Origin of the sequence: Nonomuraea sp. 3N208, from assembly GCF_052245935.1 — a bacterium.
GTDB lineage: Bacteria > Actinomycetota > Actinomycetes > Streptosporangiales > Streptosporangiaceae > Nonomuraea.
Genome location: NZ_JBQQBR010000044.1, coordinates 42,717 through 59,786, shown reverse-complemented (window position 1 = coordinate 59,786; position 17,070 = coordinate 42,717). Strand labels below are relative to the sequence as shown.

Annotated in this window: 19 protein-coding genes and 2 pseudogenes; 9 read left to right on the top strand and 12 right to left on the bottom strand. The window is 66.4% G+C overall.

Annotation, left to right across the window (positions count from 1 at the left end; all coding sequences use genetic code 11):
* Positions 1 to 150: 150 nt before the first annotated feature.
* The gene (locus ACTWPT_RS47090) at positions 151 to 639 is read right to left on the bottom strand and encodes an RICIN domain-containing protein (RefSeq protein ID WP_443184057.1); all 489 of its coding nucleotides are present in this window, start codon (positions 637 to 639) and stop codon (positions 151 to 153) included.
* 58 nt (positions 640 to 697) lie between these two features.
* On the opposite strand from ACTWPT_RS47090, the gene ACTWPT_RS47085 reads away from it, so the two are divergent.
* Positions 698 to 964, top strand: a complete 267-nt coding sequence (locus tag ACTWPT_RS47085) for a hypothetical protein (RefSeq protein ID WP_443184056.1) — start codon at positions 698 to 700, stop codon at positions 962 to 964.
* A gap of 954 nt (positions 965 to 1,918) precedes the next feature.
* Positions 1,919 to 2,155, top strand: a pseudogene (locus tag ACTWPT_RS47080) (hypothetical protein); the annotation flags it as partial.
* Positions 2,156 to 2,169: 14 nt separating this feature from the next.
* On the opposite strand, the gene ACTWPT_RS47075 reads toward ACTWPT_RS47080, so the two are convergent.
* A complete protein-coding gene (locus ACTWPT_RS47075; protein WP_443184055.1) occupies positions 2,170 to 2,541 on the bottom strand; it encodes a hypothetical protein in 372 nt (123 codons plus the stop codon).
* Between the two features lie 286 nt (positions 2,542 to 2,827).
* Between ACTWPT_RS47075 and ACTWPT_RS47070 the strand changes: the two genes are divergently transcribed.
* The 3 genes and pseudogenes from ACTWPT_RS47070 to ACTWPT_RS47060 all read left to right on the top strand — a co-directional run bounded on the left by ACTWPT_RS47070 (position 2,828) and on the right by ACTWPT_RS47060 (position 3,848).
* Positions 2,828 to 3,013 (top strand): hypothetical protein, encoded by a 186-nt coding sequence (locus ACTWPT_RS47070; RefSeq protein ID WP_443184054.1) that lies wholly within the window; start codon positions 2,828 to 2,830, stop codon positions 3,011 to 3,013.
* Positions 2,946 to 3,287: pseudogene (locus tag ACTWPT_RS47065) on the top strand (GMC oxidoreductase); the annotation flags it as partial. The gene ACTWPT_RS47070 and the pseudogene ACTWPT_RS47065, both read left to right, overlap by 68 nt.
* A 147-nt stretch (positions 3,288 to 3,434) precedes the next feature.
* Positions 3,435 to 3,848 (top strand): SgcJ/EcaC family oxidoreductase, encoded by a 414-nt coding sequence (locus ACTWPT_RS47060; protein ID WP_443184053.1) that lies wholly within the window; start codon positions 3,435 to 3,437, stop codon positions 3,846 to 3,848.
* Positions 3,849 to 4,183: 335 nt separating this feature from the next.
* Here ACTWPT_RS47060 and ACTWPT_RS47055 read toward each other — a convergent pair whose 3' ends face one another.
* From ACTWPT_RS47055 to ACTWPT_RS47045, 3 genes are all read right to left on the bottom strand, one after another.
* Positions 4,184 to 5,041 (bottom strand): nitrilase-related carbon-nitrogen hydrolase, encoded by an 858-nt coding sequence (locus ACTWPT_RS47055; RefSeq protein ID WP_443184052.1) that lies wholly within the window; start codon positions 5,039 to 5,041, stop codon positions 4,184 to 4,186.
* Complete coding sequence (locus ACTWPT_RS47050; protein WP_443184051.1) at positions 5,038 to 6,483, bottom strand: purine-cytosine permease family protein; 1,446 nt, start codon at positions 6,481 to 6,483, stop codon at positions 5,038 to 5,040. The genes ACTWPT_RS47055 and ACTWPT_RS47050 overlap by 4 nt, the downstream gene beginning before the upstream one ends.
* Positions 6,484 to 6,694: 211 nt before the next feature.
* Positions 6,695 to 7,720 (bottom strand): methyltransferase, encoded by a 1,026-nt coding sequence (locus tag ACTWPT_RS47045; protein ID WP_443184050.1) that lies wholly within the window; start codon positions 7,718 to 7,720, stop codon positions 6,695 to 6,697.
* A 366-nt stretch (positions 7,721 to 8,086) separates the two neighbouring features.
* Between ACTWPT_RS47045 and ACTWPT_RS47040 the strand changes: the two genes are divergently transcribed.
* Entirely contained in the window at positions 8,087 to 8,629 is a 543-nt protein-coding gene (locus tag ACTWPT_RS47040) for a helix-turn-helix domain-containing protein (RefSeq protein WP_443184049.1), read from the top strand.
* 486 nt (positions 8,630 to 9,115) lie between these two features.
* Here the strand turns inward: ACTWPT_RS47040 and ACTWPT_RS47035 are convergent, their stop codons facing one another.
* The 4 genes from ACTWPT_RS47035 to ACTWPT_RS47020 all read right to left on the bottom strand — a co-directional run bounded on the left by ACTWPT_RS47035 (position 9,116) and on the right by ACTWPT_RS47020 (position 12,842).
* Positions 9,116 to 10,093 carry a trypsin-like serine peptidase gene (locus ACTWPT_RS47035; protein WP_443184048.1) on the bottom strand — a complete coding sequence of 326 codons (978 nt, stop codon included), beginning with the start codon at positions 10,091 to 10,093 and terminating at the stop codon, positions 9,116 to 9,118.
* Between the two features lie 106 nt (positions 10,094 to 10,199).
* Positions 10,200 to 10,850, bottom strand: coding sequence for a hypothetical protein (locus ACTWPT_RS47030; RefSeq protein ID WP_443184047.1), 651 nt, complete (start codon positions 10,848 to 10,850; stop codon positions 10,200 to 10,202).
* A 310-nt stretch (positions 10,851 to 11,160) separates the two neighbouring features.
* A complete protein-coding gene (locus ACTWPT_RS47025) occupies positions 11,161 to 11,856 on the bottom strand; it encodes an NmrA family NAD(P)-binding protein (RefSeq protein ID WP_443184046.1) in 696 nt (231 codons plus the stop codon).
* 374 nt (positions 11,857 to 12,230) lie between these two features.
* A complete protein-coding gene (locus ACTWPT_RS47020; protein ID WP_443184045.1) occupies positions 12,231 to 12,842 on the bottom strand; it encodes a hypothetical protein in 612 nt (203 codons plus the stop codon).
* Between the two features lie 10 nt (positions 12,843 to 12,852).
* Here ACTWPT_RS47020 and ACTWPT_RS47015 point away from each other — a divergent pair, with 10 nt between their 5' ends.
* The gene (locus ACTWPT_RS47015) at positions 12,853 to 13,014 is read left to right on the top strand and encodes a hypothetical protein (RefSeq protein ID WP_443184044.1); all 162 of its coding nucleotides are present in this window, start codon (positions 12,853 to 12,855) and stop codon (positions 13,012 to 13,014) included.
* A 31-nt stretch (positions 13,015 to 13,045) separates the two neighbouring features.
* On the opposite strand, the gene ACTWPT_RS47010 is transcribed toward ACTWPT_RS47015, so the two are convergent.
* Positions 13,046 to 13,798: an SDR family NAD(P)-dependent oxidoreductase gene (locus ACTWPT_RS47010; RefSeq protein WP_443184043.1), complete on the bottom strand. Its 753-nt coding sequence runs from the start codon at positions 13,796 to 13,798 to the stop codon at positions 13,046 to 13,048.
* Between the two features lie 26 nt (positions 13,799 to 13,824).
* Positions 13,825 to 14,694: a helix-turn-helix transcriptional regulator gene (locus ACTWPT_RS47005; RefSeq protein ID WP_443184042.1), complete on the bottom strand. Its 870-nt coding sequence runs from the start codon at positions 14,692 to 14,694 to the stop codon at positions 13,825 to 13,827.
* Between the two features lie 210 nt (positions 14,695 to 14,904).
* On the opposite strand from ACTWPT_RS47005, the gene ACTWPT_RS47000 reads away from it, so the two are divergent.
* Complete coding sequence (locus ACTWPT_RS47000) at positions 14,905 to 15,486, top strand: recombinase family protein (RefSeq protein ID WP_443184041.1); 582 nt, start codon at positions 14,905 to 14,907, stop codon at positions 15,484 to 15,486.
* Positions 15,487 to 15,664: 178 nt separating this feature from the next.
* Here ACTWPT_RS47000 and ACTWPT_RS46995 read toward each other — a convergent pair whose 3' ends face one another.
* Entirely contained in the window at positions 15,665 to 16,018 is a 354-nt protein-coding gene (locus tag ACTWPT_RS46995) for a winged helix-turn-helix transcriptional regulator (protein WP_443184040.1), read from the bottom strand.
* 170 nt (positions 16,019 to 16,188) lie between these two features.
* On the opposite strand from ACTWPT_RS46995, the gene ACTWPT_RS46990 reads away from it, so the two are divergent.
* The gene (locus ACTWPT_RS46990; protein WP_443184085.1) at positions 16,189 to 17,064 is read left to right on the top strand and encodes an NAD(P)-dependent oxidoreductase; all 876 of its coding nucleotides are present in this window, start codon (positions 16,189 to 16,191) and stop codon (positions 17,062 to 17,064) included.
* Positions 17,065 to 17,070: the final 6 nt, after the last annotated feature.

Sequence of the window (17,070 nt, the reverse complement as noted above, 5' to 3'; positions counted from 1 at the left end):
CCGTGACTGGAGACCCGGATGATCGGAGACGATCACGTCCGGTTCGGGCCGGGGGCCGCTGCCGTCCGCGAGTTCGGGGAACCCTCGGGCGCTCGATCGCCGTCGGCCTGAATCCTTGGCCTTCAGGCCAGGGCGCGCGTCACCGCAGGCTCACCTCCAGCTCCACCGCTGGTTGTTCCCCCCGTGGCAGGTCCACTGGCCGACCCGGGCCCAGTCGGCCGTGCTCCAGCCAAGGACTTCCAAGCACTTGCCGCTGTGGACGTTCCCGATCAGTCCAGTGGACGCGGCCATGTACCACCGCTGGTTGTTCCCCCCGTGGCAGGTCCATTGACCGGCCACCGCCCCATCGGCCGTGCTCCAGCCAAGGATTTCGAGGCACTTGCCGCTGTGGACGTTCTGGATCAGTCCGGTGGTGGAGCTGTACTGCCATCGCTGGTTGTTCCCGCCGTGGCAGGTCCATTGACCGGCCTCCGCCCAGTCGGCCGTGCTCCAGCCAAGGATTTCGAGGCACTTGCCGCTGTGGAGGTTGCCGATCAGCGTGGAGCTGACGCTCGATGACTCTACTGCGCTGGATACGGCCGAGGTCGTGCCGGTCAAGAACACCGCTGCGGTGACCAAGACGACCGATGTCGACCTCACCTTCCGATTGATCGTAGGCATTGGAACTCCCGCGTTGCTGGAGCGATCTGTTCCATGAATGCTGGCGCAGGCAAGCGGGGTTCGCCTGAGTAGGCCCTACTCAGCTTCGGGCAAGAGCCAGGACGACCGGACAGCGGCGGTCACGCTGCGGCCAGCCAGCACGGGACCGGCCGTCAGGCTGGCCCCGGCCGACGACCACCAGGACCAGGACGACGACGGCGACCTCGAAGACGAGGACGACGTCCGCCCACCAGCGGCCGCGGCCGCACCCCAGCCGAAGACCGGGATGACGGTGGGCCTAATGGTTACCTTGACGGCCGCCTAGCACGACGAGGCGACCGTCCTGATCGACCGCATCCGGTCGCAGGACGGTGAGGCGCTGGTACGCAGGACCCGGCGGGATCCAGCGCCCGTATACCGGCCGTATTCCGTGAATATATCGAGGTCATATAGAGTTCGGTCGGCGCAAAACTCGAAACGTCTGCAAGGAAAGGAATTGTAATGACCAGCAAGCGGAAGAGAATCGCACGCGTCGTGTCCGTTCTCGGCGTTTCGGCCGGCATCGTTGTCGGTAGCTCCGGACCCGCGTTGGCCATACCCTCCGACGTCGCGGTGGTCCGGATTCTGAGCCACACTGAAATCGGTGCCAGTACCGGATTCTATGAAAGCTTCAACACATATGCGTTCCGACACCCGGCAGTCGTGCGGGTGGTGGGCTACTTCAGGAGCCACACTTCGACGAGGGTAACACTTACCAAGATCAAAGTGTGCTATACGAATGCCTACGACAGGAATGTGCTGATCGCCCCGGCCATCACGAACAGCAGCGGCACTTTCCACAAGGATTGGATAACCAACAGTTACTCGCCTCGACAGTGTCGCGAATACCCCTACACTCGGACCCTGTCAAGGCAGTCTGACGGGAACATGATGCAGGTACTTTTGCGGATCGTATGCAGGGACAACTCGAGGGCGTCAACGTGGACCGGATTCAACCGCTAGCCCAGCGAGGGGGTCCACCGAATCAAAGGTCACGAGTGGACGGGCCTTGATGATGCGGCGGGTCGCCTCGCCGGCCCCCTCCGCGGTCTTCGACTGGTAGCCGTACGCAGTTCGTCGTTCGCTCAGCTGCTTGGCGGCCAGCGTGCAGGCGAGGACATCCCAGCTGCGCGCTTCCACGGCCTGGTCGGGCATCTGCACGGACGCCGACACCGTGCCGCCTTTGCTCGGGCGGGTGACGATCGGCGTGGTGGGACTCCCACTCGACCGATCCCGGAGGAAGTCCAACCAGGCGACCAACCGCAAGAAGCGCGGCTCCTGCGGTGGCCGCCCGATCAGCCATGATCCAGGTCTCTACAAGCAGCGCAACACGGCGGAACGCTGCATCGATCGGATCAAGGAGTGGCGTGGGCTGGCCTTCCGCTTCGACAAGACCCCCGAAAGCTACCTGGCCGGCCTTTACCTCCGCGGGGGCCATCCTATGGATCCGAAGTCCGCGACAGGCCTGAAGATCTGAACTCCATTCAGGACCTAGCAGACCGGATCTATCACACAGCCGAAGTAGCCGTCCACCCTGTTGGTGTTCCTCGTCCCAGTCGCGCCCGCGGGTGTCTTGAAGTATGCCTTGGCATAGATCTCATCTCGGGCCCCGATGTCCTCGTTGAGGTGGTCGCCGAGAATCTCGCTCGATGAACCCCAAATGTGGATGATAAAGTCGTCGGGGCCCCAGTCGGAACCATACAGCTTGAATGTGGTAACGTTTCCATCGGTGCAGCCGACCGTCACCCGGTACGTGGAAGCGCCGACCACTGGCTCGATGGTCAGGGTGCAGCCGGCCGCCGCGGCCGCGTTTGCAGGGGCCGACGAAAGCGCCGTCAGCCCGAGAATCGATACGGCCGCCACGGAGACAAGCCGTGTGTGCCATTTCCTTGGACCAGTCATTCGGTCCCCCCCGTAGATATCGGTGGTGTGCTGTCAGATAGAAGGGCGTTCCATTCCGTTCCGTCCCGGGCGGTTGGGTCTCCGCATCGCCCGACGGGACTGGGGCGATGTGCGGACGGCTGGTTGGCGGTGAGTCTTGCGGTCAACGCCGAAGCGGCCCGAGCCGCTCACCGGTTCGCGGACTTACATAAGTAAGTACGCTTTCCAAGGGTCGAGCGACCGAGCTCGTTGATGAAGATCCTTCTCGATGAGAAAGTCCCCGAACCCCGGTCGCGGTGATCACCGGTCTCTGGGCCTGATCGCGCTCGGCATCGCGGGTTACGACGCGATCTACAACTGGCTGGACCGGGCCGACCTGCGCCGTCGGGAAGCCAGGACCCGCCGGCAATCCCTCAACGCGCGTGGCCGCGGCGGAGGGTTCCGCCGCGGCTAGGCTAACTGCGGGCTTCTCCGCGCTGCCGGCCGGTGAGCATCACGGACATCAGCTTGCGGCTCTGCTCGCCGGCCAGGTGCAGCTTCGTGGTCCATCCGCCGCGCGAGCGCCCGAGCGCGTGGTCCGCCGGCTCGCCCCGAACGAGGTGATCGCGTCGGGGATGCGGGCCTACATCGACTCCGCCATAGACACCGCCTTCAACCCGATCGGCACGGCGCGGATGGGCGCCGCGGACGACGAGGCCGCCGTGGTGGACCAGTACTGCGGGCGATGACCGGGCCTCGTCACGTCGCCCGCCCTGTCCGCCGAGCACGCCTCAACATCTCTTGGCCGCAGGCGCGATGAGTTCCGACCCCGCCGCCGGTATGTATGACGAGTTCGCCGGAATCCCCCGGGCGAGCCGATCACAAGGGAGAATCTGATGTCGAACACTCGTGCCGAAGACGAGGCCGCAATCCAGGCCGTGCTGGTTGATTCCTACAAGGCGTGGGAGGCCGGCGACGCCGACGGCATGGTCGCCAACTACACCGCGGACGCGACCGCCATCATGACCGGCTCGCTCCGCGACAGCCGTGACGTGATCCGTCAGAACATGGCCCTGGCCTTCGAGGGGCCGCTCAAGGGCAGCTCGACCTACAACAAGCAGCTCAGCATCCGCTTCGTCGGCAGGGACGGCGCGATCGTCGTCAGCGAATCCGCCATCCTGTTCGCCGGCGAGACCGAGGTTCCGGACGACCTGCGTAAGGTGAACGCGACCTGGGTTTTCGAGAAGCGGGACGGCCAGTGGCTGATCGCCGCCTATCACAACAGCCCGGTGCTGGCGCCTGAGCAGTGAGCCGCGGTTGCGCGGCGCGAAGTAAGCTCCGGGACGTTCGATGCCGAGCCGGTCATTGAGCGTTTCGATTACTGTCACTGTTTCCGTACGGCACGTCGCGTAGCCTGGGGCGGCCACCAGCCTCATCTTCGTCGTGGGAATGCTTCGAAGAGAAGGGTGGTGGCCGTGCGGTCCACTCCGGCATGTGCCCACGCCGACGGCGCGGGTTTGGCTGAGATACATACCGCCGCCCGTACCGACGTACGGGCGGCGGTACAGGTGTTGTCGAACCCCGATCTCAGCTATGCGGCTGCGCCCTCAGGCTACGGCGGCAAGGATGGCGACGGTGGTCTGCGTCATGATTTCTCCGATTCGACGTACAGTTCTGGGCGCCGGTCCGTGTGTACGTCGTTGAGCATGCTGATTGATTTGTCGCGCGCCTGCGCGAGGTCGACGGTCGCCGTGATGAGAACCTCCTCACCGAGGTGCAGCTGCGTCACGGGGTAGCCGTCCGCGTCGACGATGACACTGCCGCCGAGCCACTTCTGTCCGCGCTCGGTGCCCGCGCGGTCCGCGACCGCGACGAACATGCGGTTGATGGCGGCATTCGCCTGCACACGTACGATCTCGCCCGGCCGCTCGCCTTGGGGCCGCGGGTACAGGGGCCAGTTGACCGGCCCGCACAGTACTTCGGCGCCGGCGAGTGCGACGAGCCGCACCCACTCCGGGAACTCGAGGTCGTAGCAGATCATCATGCCGATACGCCCGTGCGGTGTGTCGATCACGGGCGGGCGGTCGGAGCCGGGCGTGAAACCGCAGCTCTTCTCGCCATTCCACAGGTGCGCCTTGCGGTACGTGGCGCGCAGGCCGGTCTCGTCGATAAGCAGGGCGGTGTTGTACGCGTCCACGCCGTCGAGCTCGGCGAATCCGCTGACCACGACCAGCCCGTGCGCGGATGCGAGCGCCCTCAACTCACGGATCGTCGCGCCGTCGAGCGGCTCGGCCGCGCTCCGCAGCTCGTCGAGGTCGTGAAACATGTAGCCGGAGTTCGCCAGCTCGGGCAGCACGACGATCTGCGCGCCGCGGGCGGCGGCCTCGAGCACAGCGCCGCGGATCCGCCGCCGCGTCTTATCCGCGGCGCCGAGTACCGGTTCGAGCTGGCAGCATGCGACGGTGACATGCCGGGGCGGTTGAGCGAGCGAGGCGCGGCTCACTGTACTGATCCCTCCAGCTCCACCTCGTTCGTCTCTCGCACCGCTGCTTCGGCGGTCATGTCGAGGTTCCGCGAGAACAGCAGGTACAGGCCGCCGGAAACGACGAGTCCGACTGCGAACGAGAAGTCGGCGCCGCCCATGCGCTCGGCGATGGGTCCCACGAAGAAGCTGATCGAGACGAACGGGATCATGACGAGAATTCCGATCACGTACGCGACGACACCGCGCCACTGCCAGCGGCCATACAGTCCGTCCGGCTTCAGGATCTCGGCGACCGCGTACCTGCCGCGCCGTACCAAGTAGAAGTCGACAAGGTTCACGGCCGTCCACGGTACGAGGAAGTACAGCATGAGCAGCACAAAGCTGGTGAAGCTGTTGAGATAGTTGTCGGGGATGAACAGCGCGATGATGAGGGATGCCACTCCCACGATCACAAGGCCGATCACTCGCAGGCGCACCGTCGGTTTGACCTGCCTGAAAGCGTCGACGGCGCTCGTTCCGGTCAGCATGGCGCCGTATGCGTTGACGCCCATGACCGATATGAGTGCGAGCACCGACACGATCACGGTGATGGTGCCGAAGCCGGGGAACAGCAGGTCGCCGACCTCGCGCAGGGCGCTGATCGGGTCCGCGTTCGGGATGTAGCTGGCCAGGACCGCGCCGAGCGACATGAGCCAGACCGCCGAGACCGCCGCCCCCGCGTACACCGAGGAGATGAGCCCGGGGGCCGAGACTTTCGCCGGCAGGTAGCGCGTGTAGTCGGAAACGTAAACGGCGTAGCTGATGTTGTAGCCCGCGGCCAGCGAGAACTGCACGAGGAAGGCCGTCGTGTCCCAGCCCGCCTGAACGGCGGCGGCGTCGGGCACCACTGGTGTCGTCGAGAAGTGCACGATCGCGACGACCGTGACAATGGCGAACACCGCGATGAGTATGTACGTCAGCCAGCGCTGCACCAGATGTAACAGGTCATGCCCGACCACCGCGATGGTAATGGAGACTGCGATGAGCACCGGATACCAGAACAGCTTCACGTCCGCGAACATGCCGATGCCCTGCGTGGCCAGGATCGTGTCGAACACCAGGAAGCCGACGTAGACGAAAACCGTGGCGGCGAATGGCACGAGAGCGCCGCGGCTGCCGAACTGAGCGCGCGACTGGATCATCTGTGGCAGCCCCATGCGTGGCCCCTGGTTGGCATGGAAGGCCATGAAGAACGTGCCGAAGCACGCGCCGAGCAGCACGGCGAACACGCTGAACCAGACGTTCAGTCCCATCGCGGGGCCGACGAATCCGGTCGTGAGCGTGGGCAGCACGAAGTTGCCGGCGAACCAGAACGGACCCTGGTGCCAGACCTTTCCTCGGCGTTCGGCGTTGGGGACATAGTTGATCGAGTGCTGCTCGATCACACGGTCGCGATTTGTGGCTTCTGCTGTGGTGGACATCATCATTCCTTCCGGAGTTTCGGGTTCAGCGGATAGGACCGGCGTTCATGGCCGAGAGGATCACGTACGCCGGGTGGGATGCGGCGATCGCCGTTACTACCTGAGCGTGGTCGCGAGCGGGCCGACCTAGGGAAATATGAGGTTGCCGAAGGCGATCGGCTGGTTCGCCGCGTCGGTACGGATGAAGATCCATGACCTGGTTCCGGGCGGTTCAGTGAACGCCAACCCCACGAGCGAGGCGCCGCGAGTGTCGATGGGTGCGGTCAGCGACCTTTGTCGCCATCATCAGGAACTGCGGATACGTGGCGACGAAATGGCCGGCGTGGTCATCGCGCGAGGCTTCGAACCCGTCGGCGACCGTTCTGACCTCGTCCTCGGTGACCAGATCCGGGCTGTTCTTCTGGAACAGCGTGATGACACTCGTCAGGTAGTCACCGAACGCGGCACCCATCTCCACGTTGTTCCGCAGCACGATGTTGAGATCATCGACCGTGAACCCCGCCTCCTCGGCGAGCCGGGGCAGCTTGCTGCCGATCATGCCGTCGGTGCCGCCGGCCGCCGTGACCCTCAGCCAGACATCCCTCGTCACCTGGAACGGTTCCCAATCGGGCCGCGTGGTCAGGAAGGACAGGTCTTCCTCGATCACATAGATCCGGCCGCCCACCGGAAGCGCGTCATGGACGGCCCTCAAGACGCGTGCGGGATCGGAGACGTGCTGCAGCACGAAGCGCAAGATGCACCTGTCGAACCGCCCGCGCACGGCCTCCGGGATCGGGTCCTCGCCGATCTTGGACACCTCGATGCTGTAGTTCGGCGGTGCCGCTTCGCCCCTGCGAAATCTTGCCGCGAGATGCGGGTTCGCCTCCACCCCGAAGATACGGGTGCCGGAAAAGTTGCGGGCAAGGAAACACCCGTAGCCGCCCGCCGCGCTGCCGACCTCGAGGACTCCGCGGCCGGCGCCGAATTCCCCGCTCCGGAGCCAGGCGACTTCACTCTCGCCCAGCGCCCAGGTCTGGACGTCCAGGAGCCTCTCCCACTCCTGGAGTAATTCCTCCTCCTCGATGGCCTTCATCATGCCGGGCGTCAACGACGGGATGCCGTTTCCCGCCAGGACATGCGGAGTCATGTCGCTCGTGGCCCGAGGCTCCGCCCAGCGGCGTTCGGCGTGGGGGGCATAGTCGATCGAGTGCTGCTCGATCACACGGTCGCGGCTGGTGGCCTCTGCGGTGGCGGACATCATCGTTCCTTCCGGAGCTTCGGGTTCAGCGGGTGGGACCGGCGTTCATGGCCGAGAGGAGCACGTACGCCACGTGGGATGCGGCCATCGCCGTTACCTGAGCGTGGACGGAGCAGGTGGGACTTCGACGAGGTCGGCGCCGACCAGGTCGACCGAGCGCGGTGCACGGATCATGGCGAGCAGTTCGCGCCTGCCGTGATTACCATTAGGCACCCTTTGGTGCATATAAGGCAACAGTTTGCGGTAAACTGCTTGCACTGATCGGTTCCTGTCCAGATGGAACGCGCTGGCTTGTCGCGTCGATCATCGAGCTGTGAGGACTTCATGAGGGCCATGCATCCGACACCATCCGGTTCCCCGGTGCGCGTGGGTGCTCGTCTGCGGGCGAGCCGCCAGGTGCAGGGCCTGACGATCGAGCAGGTGGCGGCGGCGACCAACCTGACCAAGGGATTCCTCAGTCGCGTCGAGCGAGACGAGACCTCCCCCAGCGTGGCCACCCTCGTCACTCTGTGCCAGGTGCTGTCGGTGCCGATAGGTTCGTTGTTCGAGGAGCCGGACACCGAGGTCGTGCACATGGAGGACGCTCCGCGCATCAACTTGGGTGGTCGTGGCCTCGTCGAGCGGATGCTTACGCCGCGCAGCCAATCGCGCGTGCAGGTGCTGCGCTCCTCCCTCGACGTCGGCGCCAGCGGAGGCGACGACCTCTACACGATCAACTGCGACGTGGAGGTGCTGCACGTGCTGGCCGGCGAGCTCGAAGTACTCTTCACGAATCGCACGGTCGTCATGGCCGCCGGCGACACTCTGACCTTCTCGGGTCGCGAACCACACAACTGGCGCAACACGGGTTCCACCTCAGCCGACATCATCTGGACCCTCGTTCCAGCGGCTTGGAGCGGCTCTAGCTGACGGGCAGGCAGATATCCCGGGCACCCGGATCATCTTCGGTCCCGGCGGTCACCGGTCCGCGTGCAGTACCCGAAACTGCGCAGGAGTAGGCATGCGCCCTCACCCGCTGGACGCCCTGGGCGAACCCGTCGACGACCCAGCGGTACTCCTCGCTGCCCGGGCAGTCAGGTTCCGACGAAGATAGCGACGATCATCACGATGAGAAGGAGACTCCCCGACGCGCCCGACCAGATGATCATCTTCCTCGAACCCGTCAAGAGAGCACAGAAGAACGCCATGACCGCCAGCCCGAATGCGATGCCATCCCGACTCCGAAAGGTTCCGGCGGTTTGGCGGGCGCCAGAGCCTTCTTGCGGACCGAAGTCTTCCTCGAAGACCGGTTGGCCACGATCCCCAGAGGGGGCTGGGCCATGGTCTTCCTCGCACGGCTCATGCTGTCCACTGTGTGCGCCGGTGTGTGCGCCGGCACTTGAAAGGCACAGCGCCTCAGCTCTGGTTGGCGCCGCGCTCGCCGGCGGTCTCCCACAGCCGTTTGGCGTTGTCACCGAAGAAAGGACCGAAAACCGTTCCACCGATACGGCCTTCGCTGGTCACCGTCGTGACGTAGCCCCACATGCGGTCGTTCCGGTAGTCGTACATCCATGGTCCGCCGCTCGCGCCGTGTTGCGCGATCTGCGGGCAGTCGTTCGCGTAGGGGCTGAGACCGATGGCAACCACGACGGTGTCGCTGCAGTTGTACTGCCAGCCGCCCTCACTCGGCGGGATGCCCGGATAGCCCCACAGAGAACCCGAGTAGCTGAAGTTGCGGTTGAACGACATGCCGTTGAAACCCGTGACGTCACCGAGCACGGCGCCGTCGCCGCGCGGCCAGACGCTGGCGAAGGCGTAGTCGTAGCCGTCCTTGCCTTCCTGGCTCCAGCCCTTGTAGACGTGCATCCAGGCGACCGTCCACGAGCCGTACCACGGGTCGGGCTGTTGGTTGTAGTAGGGCATGTAGATCACCTGCTTGGCCCAGCCAGTGCCGGGGCCGTCGTGGACACAGTGGCCGGCGGTGACGATGACATTGCGCGCCGGACCCGGCACCGCGCCGGCCGAGCAGCTGAAAAGGAGGCCTGCCGAGTCGATGCCGAAGATCTTGCCGACCGTCGGGGTGGCGAAGAACGCCAGCGAGCCGATCGAAGAGAACGCCGGAAGCCGGGCGGGCACGGCGCCGGCCACGGTCTCCTCTCGGCCGATCGCCTCGACCGGCCGGCCGGGCGCGACCCGGTTCGCGCCGTGGACGATGTCCTTCGGCTTGGCTTGGGCCATGCGTTCCGGGGTCCAGTAGGCGCGAATCGATTCCGGCGTGTCGAGCCGTACGCTGTCGACCGTTGTCGCCTCACCGCTCGCGTTCGCGGGAGCCGGGAGCCCGGTAAGCGTTCCGGCGACGAGTAACGTGCCCAGGAGCATGCGGAGATGTCTCATCTCACAGTGATAACGATCACCACTGGGACCTGGGTTGGAACTGGCTGCAAAGGCTGTGCCTACGACGCCGCGGAGCCGGTGGTCGACCGGCGGCCTGTGCCCATGATCACAGCAGTGAGCAGGACCGCCAGGCGATCGGCACGCGCGGCGACCACTGTCCGCCGTCGCCGCGTACGACCACGTACGCGGTAAGCGGCGCTTTGAACGAGCTCCCGCCGCACAGGACGCGCCCCGTGTCGACCGAGTAGCTGCCCGCCGGTCCATTGCCGCCCGACTGCGCGGTGGCACGGCCCTGCCACAGCACCCCGCCATCCGAGGAGCGCTTGACCTGGACGGTGACCTGGGTGCCAGGCGTCAGGTAGTAGCCGCGGACGGCCACGGTCTGGTACGGCCCCTCATTGGTGGTGGAGCAGGTTTCGCCGTCACAAGAGGGCCCCTTGCCGGCGTGATTGCGCTTCATCATGATGACCCACGCGAGCCTGCGGGCCGCGCTGTCGTTGTCGCGCCGCGCCTGGGTGCGGGAGCTGGGGACCACGCACCGGTAGTCGCCGGGGTACGCCTCCCGCCAGACAAACCCGGTCGTGCACGCGTGCCAGACTCCTGACGCGTTCTCCGACCGCGTCCGGTCGCGTACGGACGGGTCCACGCACACGTGGTCGCTGGACCGCGCGCCGCGCCAGACGTACCCGCTGGCGCAGCTGTCGGGGGCGAACGCGGTCTCGGCGCCGGCTCCCGTGACCCCTGTCCCGCGGCCCACCGCCGGGACATGAGTAGCCCCTACTCATATTTCGCTCTCTGGAGTGCGGCTCGTGCTCTGGCCGCCATGGCGCCATCCACCGGGTGCGGTTGGCATGGGAGTGGCCGATCCCGAATTCCGCTCGCGCGTAGGCCTTCCAGCTGGGTTCCTGTCAAGTTCAGCGTGTTGAAGTGGGCGGGCGGGCTTTGGTGTGGGCGGTCGGCGGTTCTCGAGGACTTGGCAGGCCACCCACGGAGTACCGCGGCCTGCCAAGTCCTGCCGCCTAACTCGGCCATAGCCGACAGTGGTTGCGGTCAGAGGCCGATGTCGGTCAGCCACTGCCCGGTGGTGCGGGGGTGACGCCGAGCAGCTTCTGGGCGGAGTTCTCGGGCGTGATCGAGCGGTCCGGGAGCGTGCTCATGGCCGCGTAAGCCCCGGCCACGTCGGCGGCGGGGCCCTCGCCGATCAGGGGGGCGACGGAGGTGCGGAACTGCTCGGCGGTGATCTGCTCGAAGACCACGTTCTTGCCGAAGTGGGCGCCGAACGCCTCGGCCAGGTCCGGTCCGGTGATCGCCGGGTCCTGTCCGACGGAGACTACGCCGGTGACGTCCGGGCGCTCGAACAAGGCGACCGCGACGTCGGCGATGTCCAGGTGCGACGCCCAGGACACGGGGAAGTCCGCCCGGATCGGGTAGGGCAGCGCGCCCCGCTCACGGACCGTGTCGATGACGTACGGCATGAGCAGGTTCTCCAGGTACAGCTCGGACGCGATCACCGCATGGGACGCCCCGCTGTCAGCCAGGTCCCTGACCAGCACCGAGACCGCGTCGTCGCCGGTGGGGTGGATCGGGTAACCGCTGGTGGAGAACACCACGCGGGCCGGGCGGCCCTCGCGGACGGCGGCGACGATGTTGCGCGCGTAGGTCTGGCGATCTTCTTCGGAGACCACCGGCAGGTGGACGAACACCCCGTCGGCACTCCGGTACGCCTCGGTCAGTTCCTCCGTGGAGGAGTATCCGGCGGCCACGACGCGCGCCGTCCACGACGGCGTCCGGGTTGCGGGTCAGAGCGGTCACGGACTTGCTCGCGGCGGCGAGAGCGGCGACGACAGGGGCACCCTGGGCGCCGGTTGTCCCTTTCAGATGAAGTTGGCGGAAGGGACACGTGTTGAACTGCGACACGACACTTAGGCTTGGACGACTTCGCGTGGAGCTGTTCAGGTCTTCCTGTCGGCGAGAATGCCCCCAAGGCCGGTGGTCGTGGCCAGGCCAAAGCGTCGAGGACGCAATGGGCCGTGCGACCAGAGCGGCCGCTGGTGGTGGTTTGGTCATAGGAGGGGGTCAGAACTGGCAGGAGCCGTTGATTGACTGATCTGAGTTCCCGGCCGTTCGGAGCTTTCCATCACTGTGTGTGATCGCCAGGAGCGTAGGTCTTCCATGTTCCGCCGCCCTCAGCTGCGAGGTTCTCGGCATGTTCGACGTGGTAGCCGAGCATCTCGGCGACGACGGAAGCGGGAGCTTGAAGGACGAGCTGGCGGAGGGTGGCGGTCCGTGCGTTAAGCCGTGGAATGTCCGCCTTCCGAAGCCGTCCGTGGAGCGCTTCGGTGGTCATCGGCTGCCCGGCTCGGCGTCCCGGAAAGAGCCAGCGGCTGTTCGGGTTCGTCGCCGTCGCGGTGTTCGGACGTGTCTGGATGTAGGTCTGCAGCAGTGCGGCGAAGGGCGCGGGAACGGGCGAGGGCGGCTCGCCAAGCCGGAGAAAGAGCTGGTCGCCGTCGTGGCTGACGTCGTCGATGGTGAGGCGGACGATTCGGGTAACCGGTTGGGCGTAGAGCAGGATCAGTAACGCGACGACGCGGTCGAGTAGCGGCAGGGTCTCCTCGGTGAACATGCGCCGGATCAGCGTGATGCGACGGTGTTGAGTGAGCGGCGCTGGGTTTTCGGTGCTGTGAACCGGGATCTGCAGGCGTGGCAGGGTGCGCGCTTCAGAGCACCAGCGCAGGAAGGGCTGGACCAAGCGTCGGCTGATGGGTGGGGAGGCGAACCAAGCGTTGCAGCTGTCGCCCTACCTGACCGCGCACATCAGCCGCTTCGGCCTGTACGCGACCGACGTGCTACGGCTGCGTCCCGACGGCTTCGACCCCGACCTGCCCGAGATCGACTTCACCACCCTGTCCGAGGCGGCGTAGCGGTGGGCCTGCTACGACTGTTGTATGGCTGTCAAAGGCGCAGCCCGAGGGGCGCCGCTCCCACGAGGCCGCCGTCGATAACGAGGTCCTGACCGGTGATGTACGACGCGTCGTCCGAGACCAGGAAGGCGACGGCAGCGGCGACATCGTCCGGATGGCCGAGCGAGCCGAGCGGCACCTCCGCCAGGATGCGGGCCTCCGCGTCGGGGTCGATGGCGGACCGGTACATCTCGGTCTCGATGTAGCCGGGGCTGACGGAGTTGACGCGGATGCCACGCGGCGCGAGGTCGGTGCCGAGCGTGCGGGCGAGATTGTGCACGGCAGCCTTGCTAGCGGCGTAGATCGAGGCGGCCGGGAGGCCGCGGTGCAGGGTCCAGGATGCGTTGATGACGACGGCGCCTCCGTCGCCCATCAGCGGCAGCGCCTTTTGGATCGTGAAGAACACTCCCTTGAAGTTGATTCCGACGGTGTGGTCGAAGTCCTTCGGGGTGAACTCTGGCCTGAAGTCCGCAATACCGGCATTGGCGAAGACCGCGTCGAGGGCACCGCGCCAGGTCTCGACGCGCCGCACGAGGAGATCGAGGTCGGCGTCAACGCTGACGTCCGCGCGGACGGGCAGGACCCGCTCGGAGCCCAGGCGTTCTGCCGCGGTGTCGAGGCGGACCTGGTCGCGACCGGTGATGACGACGTACGCGCCCTCATCGAGAAGCCTGCGCGCGGTCGCGAACCCGATGCCGCTGGTGCCGCCGGTGATCAAAACTGTTTTGTTCGTGAATCGCTTCATACCGACGATCCTCGAGCGGCGGGAGCTTACGCGGCAGTGTTGGCTGAACCTGGGTCTGACACCACCACCAAGCGCTCCAGCAGGGCCTCCGTTCCCGTCCCAGGCGCGGGGGTGTGCAGCCACAGGCGGTGGCCGGGCAGTTCGGGCAGCGGCAGAGTGGTGGCCTCGAAGGTCAGCGTCCCCAGGCCGGTAATCTCCAGGGCCTTGGTGCCGTGAGTGGGACCGCCCACAGGGAGTTCCGCCCAAATCTCGGCGAAGGCGGGGCTCGCGGCACACATGTCCGCGGCCAGGCGGCCGAATTCGGGATCGTCGGGGTAGCGGGCGGCGTCCGCCCGGAACAGGCCGACCATAGCTCGCGCCGCGTCGTGCCAGTCCACGACTGCCGCACGGTAGCGGGCGTTGGTGAAGAAGCTGACCAGGCAGTTGTGGTCGTACTCGTTGCACTGGAACACGATCTCCGCCCCGCGGTTGACCGCGAGGACGTTCCAGTGCCGGTCGATGACGTACGCGGGCCGCGGCAGCCAGCCCTCCAGCAGCCGCCGCACGGCATCGGGGACCCGTCCTTCGGACGGCGCCGCCTGCGGCGGGTTGAGGCCGGCGAGGAGGTACAGGTGCTCGCGCTCTGCGGGCTCCAGGCGCAGCACCCTGGCGATGGCGTCCAGGACGTCGGCGGAGACGTTGATGTCGCGTCCCTGCTCGAGCCAGGTGTACCAGGACACTCCTACGCCGGCGAGCACCGCCACCTCCTCCCGCCGCAGCCCGGGCGTACGGCGGCCCTCGCCTGCCGGCATGCCCACGTCAGCGGGCATCACCCGGGCTCGCCGCGACCGGAGGAATGCGCGCATCTCGGAACTGCGCCGCTGCCGCGCATCTGTGGAGAGCCGGGAAATGCCCATCAGGTCATGCTATGTCGTGATTAACAGACCTCGTCTGTACGGCGCGCCCACGCGTGTCGCTGCCCGGGGGTGCTGCCGGCCGGGCCGCCTCGTGCGCGAGCGCGCTGTGCCGCGGCGTTTTCTGGATAGAGGTTTCTGGACGGTGTCGCGCCTGGTCGCTAAGGTGTCCGGAAAGGTATATGTTTCTGGACACCGCCGGGAGGGTGGCTGATGACCGTCTGGGCGTACGCACGCGTCTCGACGCGTGATCAGAACCCGCAGCTCCAGCTCGACGCCCTGGCGGCCAGCGGCTACGACGAACTGGTCATGGAAAAGGAGTCGGGCAAACGCGGTGTCGCGCGGCCGGCATGGGAGGCGCTCCTGGCGCTGCCCAACGCGGGCGACACGCTGAAGTTCTGGAAGTCCGACCGGTGGGGCCGCTCAGCGGGACACGTGCTGACAACCGTCAACGAGCTCCGCGACCGCGGCATCACGGTGGTGTCGCTGACGGAGAACTTTGATCTGGCCACTAAAGAGGGCCGGTTCATGTTCGCGGTCCTGGCCGCAGCCGCGGAATACGAGCTGGAGCTGCGCGCCGAGCGCCAGGCCGAGGGAATCGCCGCCGCCAGGCGCCGCGAAGCCACCGGTGCCATGCTGCCTGGCAAGAAGAAAACCGGCCGGCCGCGCGTCATCGGCCCCGCCGAGCTGGCCACACTACGCCACCTGGTCGACGACGGTGTCTCGGTCACCGAGGCTGCCCGCACCCTCAAAATCGGCCGCTCCACCGCTTACGCGGTACTCGCGGGACGCTGACCAGCAACTATCCAACCCGCATATCACTTCTGCCCCGGGGCGCCCCAAGCAAGATCATTCTCATCGATAACGGCTGATCGTCTCGCCGAGTCGGTAGGCCGGGTGCGTGGCGGTATCGACGGTGGGCGGGAGTGTAAAGCCAGGCGGTGATGAGGCCTGCCGATCCATCCGCGCCAGTTCACCCCACCTGGTCCCACGGGATGGCCTCGATGCGCTCGACGTGCTCCTCGCCCCACTCCCCGAGCGGTGCCATCGCGGTGTTCAGTGAATGGCCAAACTCGGTGAGCGAGTACTCCACCTTCGGCGGGACCTGGTGATAGACCTCACGATGCAGCAGCCCGGTGGTTTCCATCTCCCGCAACTGCAGGATCAGCACCCGCTCGCTGATGCCGAGCACCGCGCGCCGCAACTCCCCGAAGCGCAGGGGACCCTCCTGGAGCGCGAACAGGATCAGTCCCTTCCACTTGCCTCCCATGACGGCGATGGCAGCGTCGAGACCGCAGGTGAACGTCCGCTTCTTCGTCTCCTTCACCGGCCCATACTTACACTTATGTCAGTACCCGGCACAAATGTAGGTACTTGAGAGAATGCAGGCGCTCCGGCCAGCATGGACCAGGCCCGCGTCAGGCCACAACGGTTTCCAAGACAGCGCGCCCGTCTCCTTATCCCTGTGGCTGGAGTATGCATATGACTGCAAAGAACATGACACCCGTGACCGTCATCGGACTGGGCTCGATGGGCACAGCACTGGCCGAGGCCTTCGTCAAGGCCGGACACCCGACCACCGTCTGGAACAGAACCGCCGCCAAAGCTGCGCCCCTCATCGCCATGGGAGCCAGGCATGCGGAGGCCATTGAGGACGCGGTAACGGCAAGTCCCCTGGTCATCACCTGCCTGACCACCTTCGATGACACCCGGCTGGCACTGCGGCCCGCCGGCGCGTCGCTGTATGGACGGGCCCTGGTCACCCTCAACAGCGGTTCCCCCGCTGGCGCCCGCGAGACGGCCGCCTGGGCCATCGACCATGGCGCCCGGTTCCTGGCCGGCGCGGTCAAGAACGTGCCTTCGGCCGTGGGAGCGCCGGACACCCTGCTGTACTACAGCGGCGACAAGGCGGTCTTCGAGGAGTTCGAGACGACCCTGAAGGTGCTGGGCGGCGACACCGTCCACCTCGGCGACGAGGCCGACCTGGCTGCCCTGTACGAGATGGCGGTGGGTGCCATGCTGCTGCCGGCTCTCGTCGGCTTCTTCCAGGGCGCCGCCGCGGTCCAGGCGCGCGGGCTGGAGGTGAACACGATGGTGCGCTTCGCCGGCAAGTGGCTGGACATGATCAAGTCCCTGCTGCCGATCTACGCCAAGGAGATTGACAGCGGCGACTACACCGACGCCGCCTCCTCGGTGAACGTCTTCCTGGCGGCGGCGGCCCACGACGATGACCTGGCCAGGGAGACGAACGTCGACACGGCCTGGCTTGCCCCGCTCCATGACCTGGTGAGGCGGGCAGTTGAGGCGGGCTACGGCGATCAGAACATCTCGGCCCTCACGGAGGTGCTCAGAAAGCCGGCGCGACAGCCGTAAGCCGGC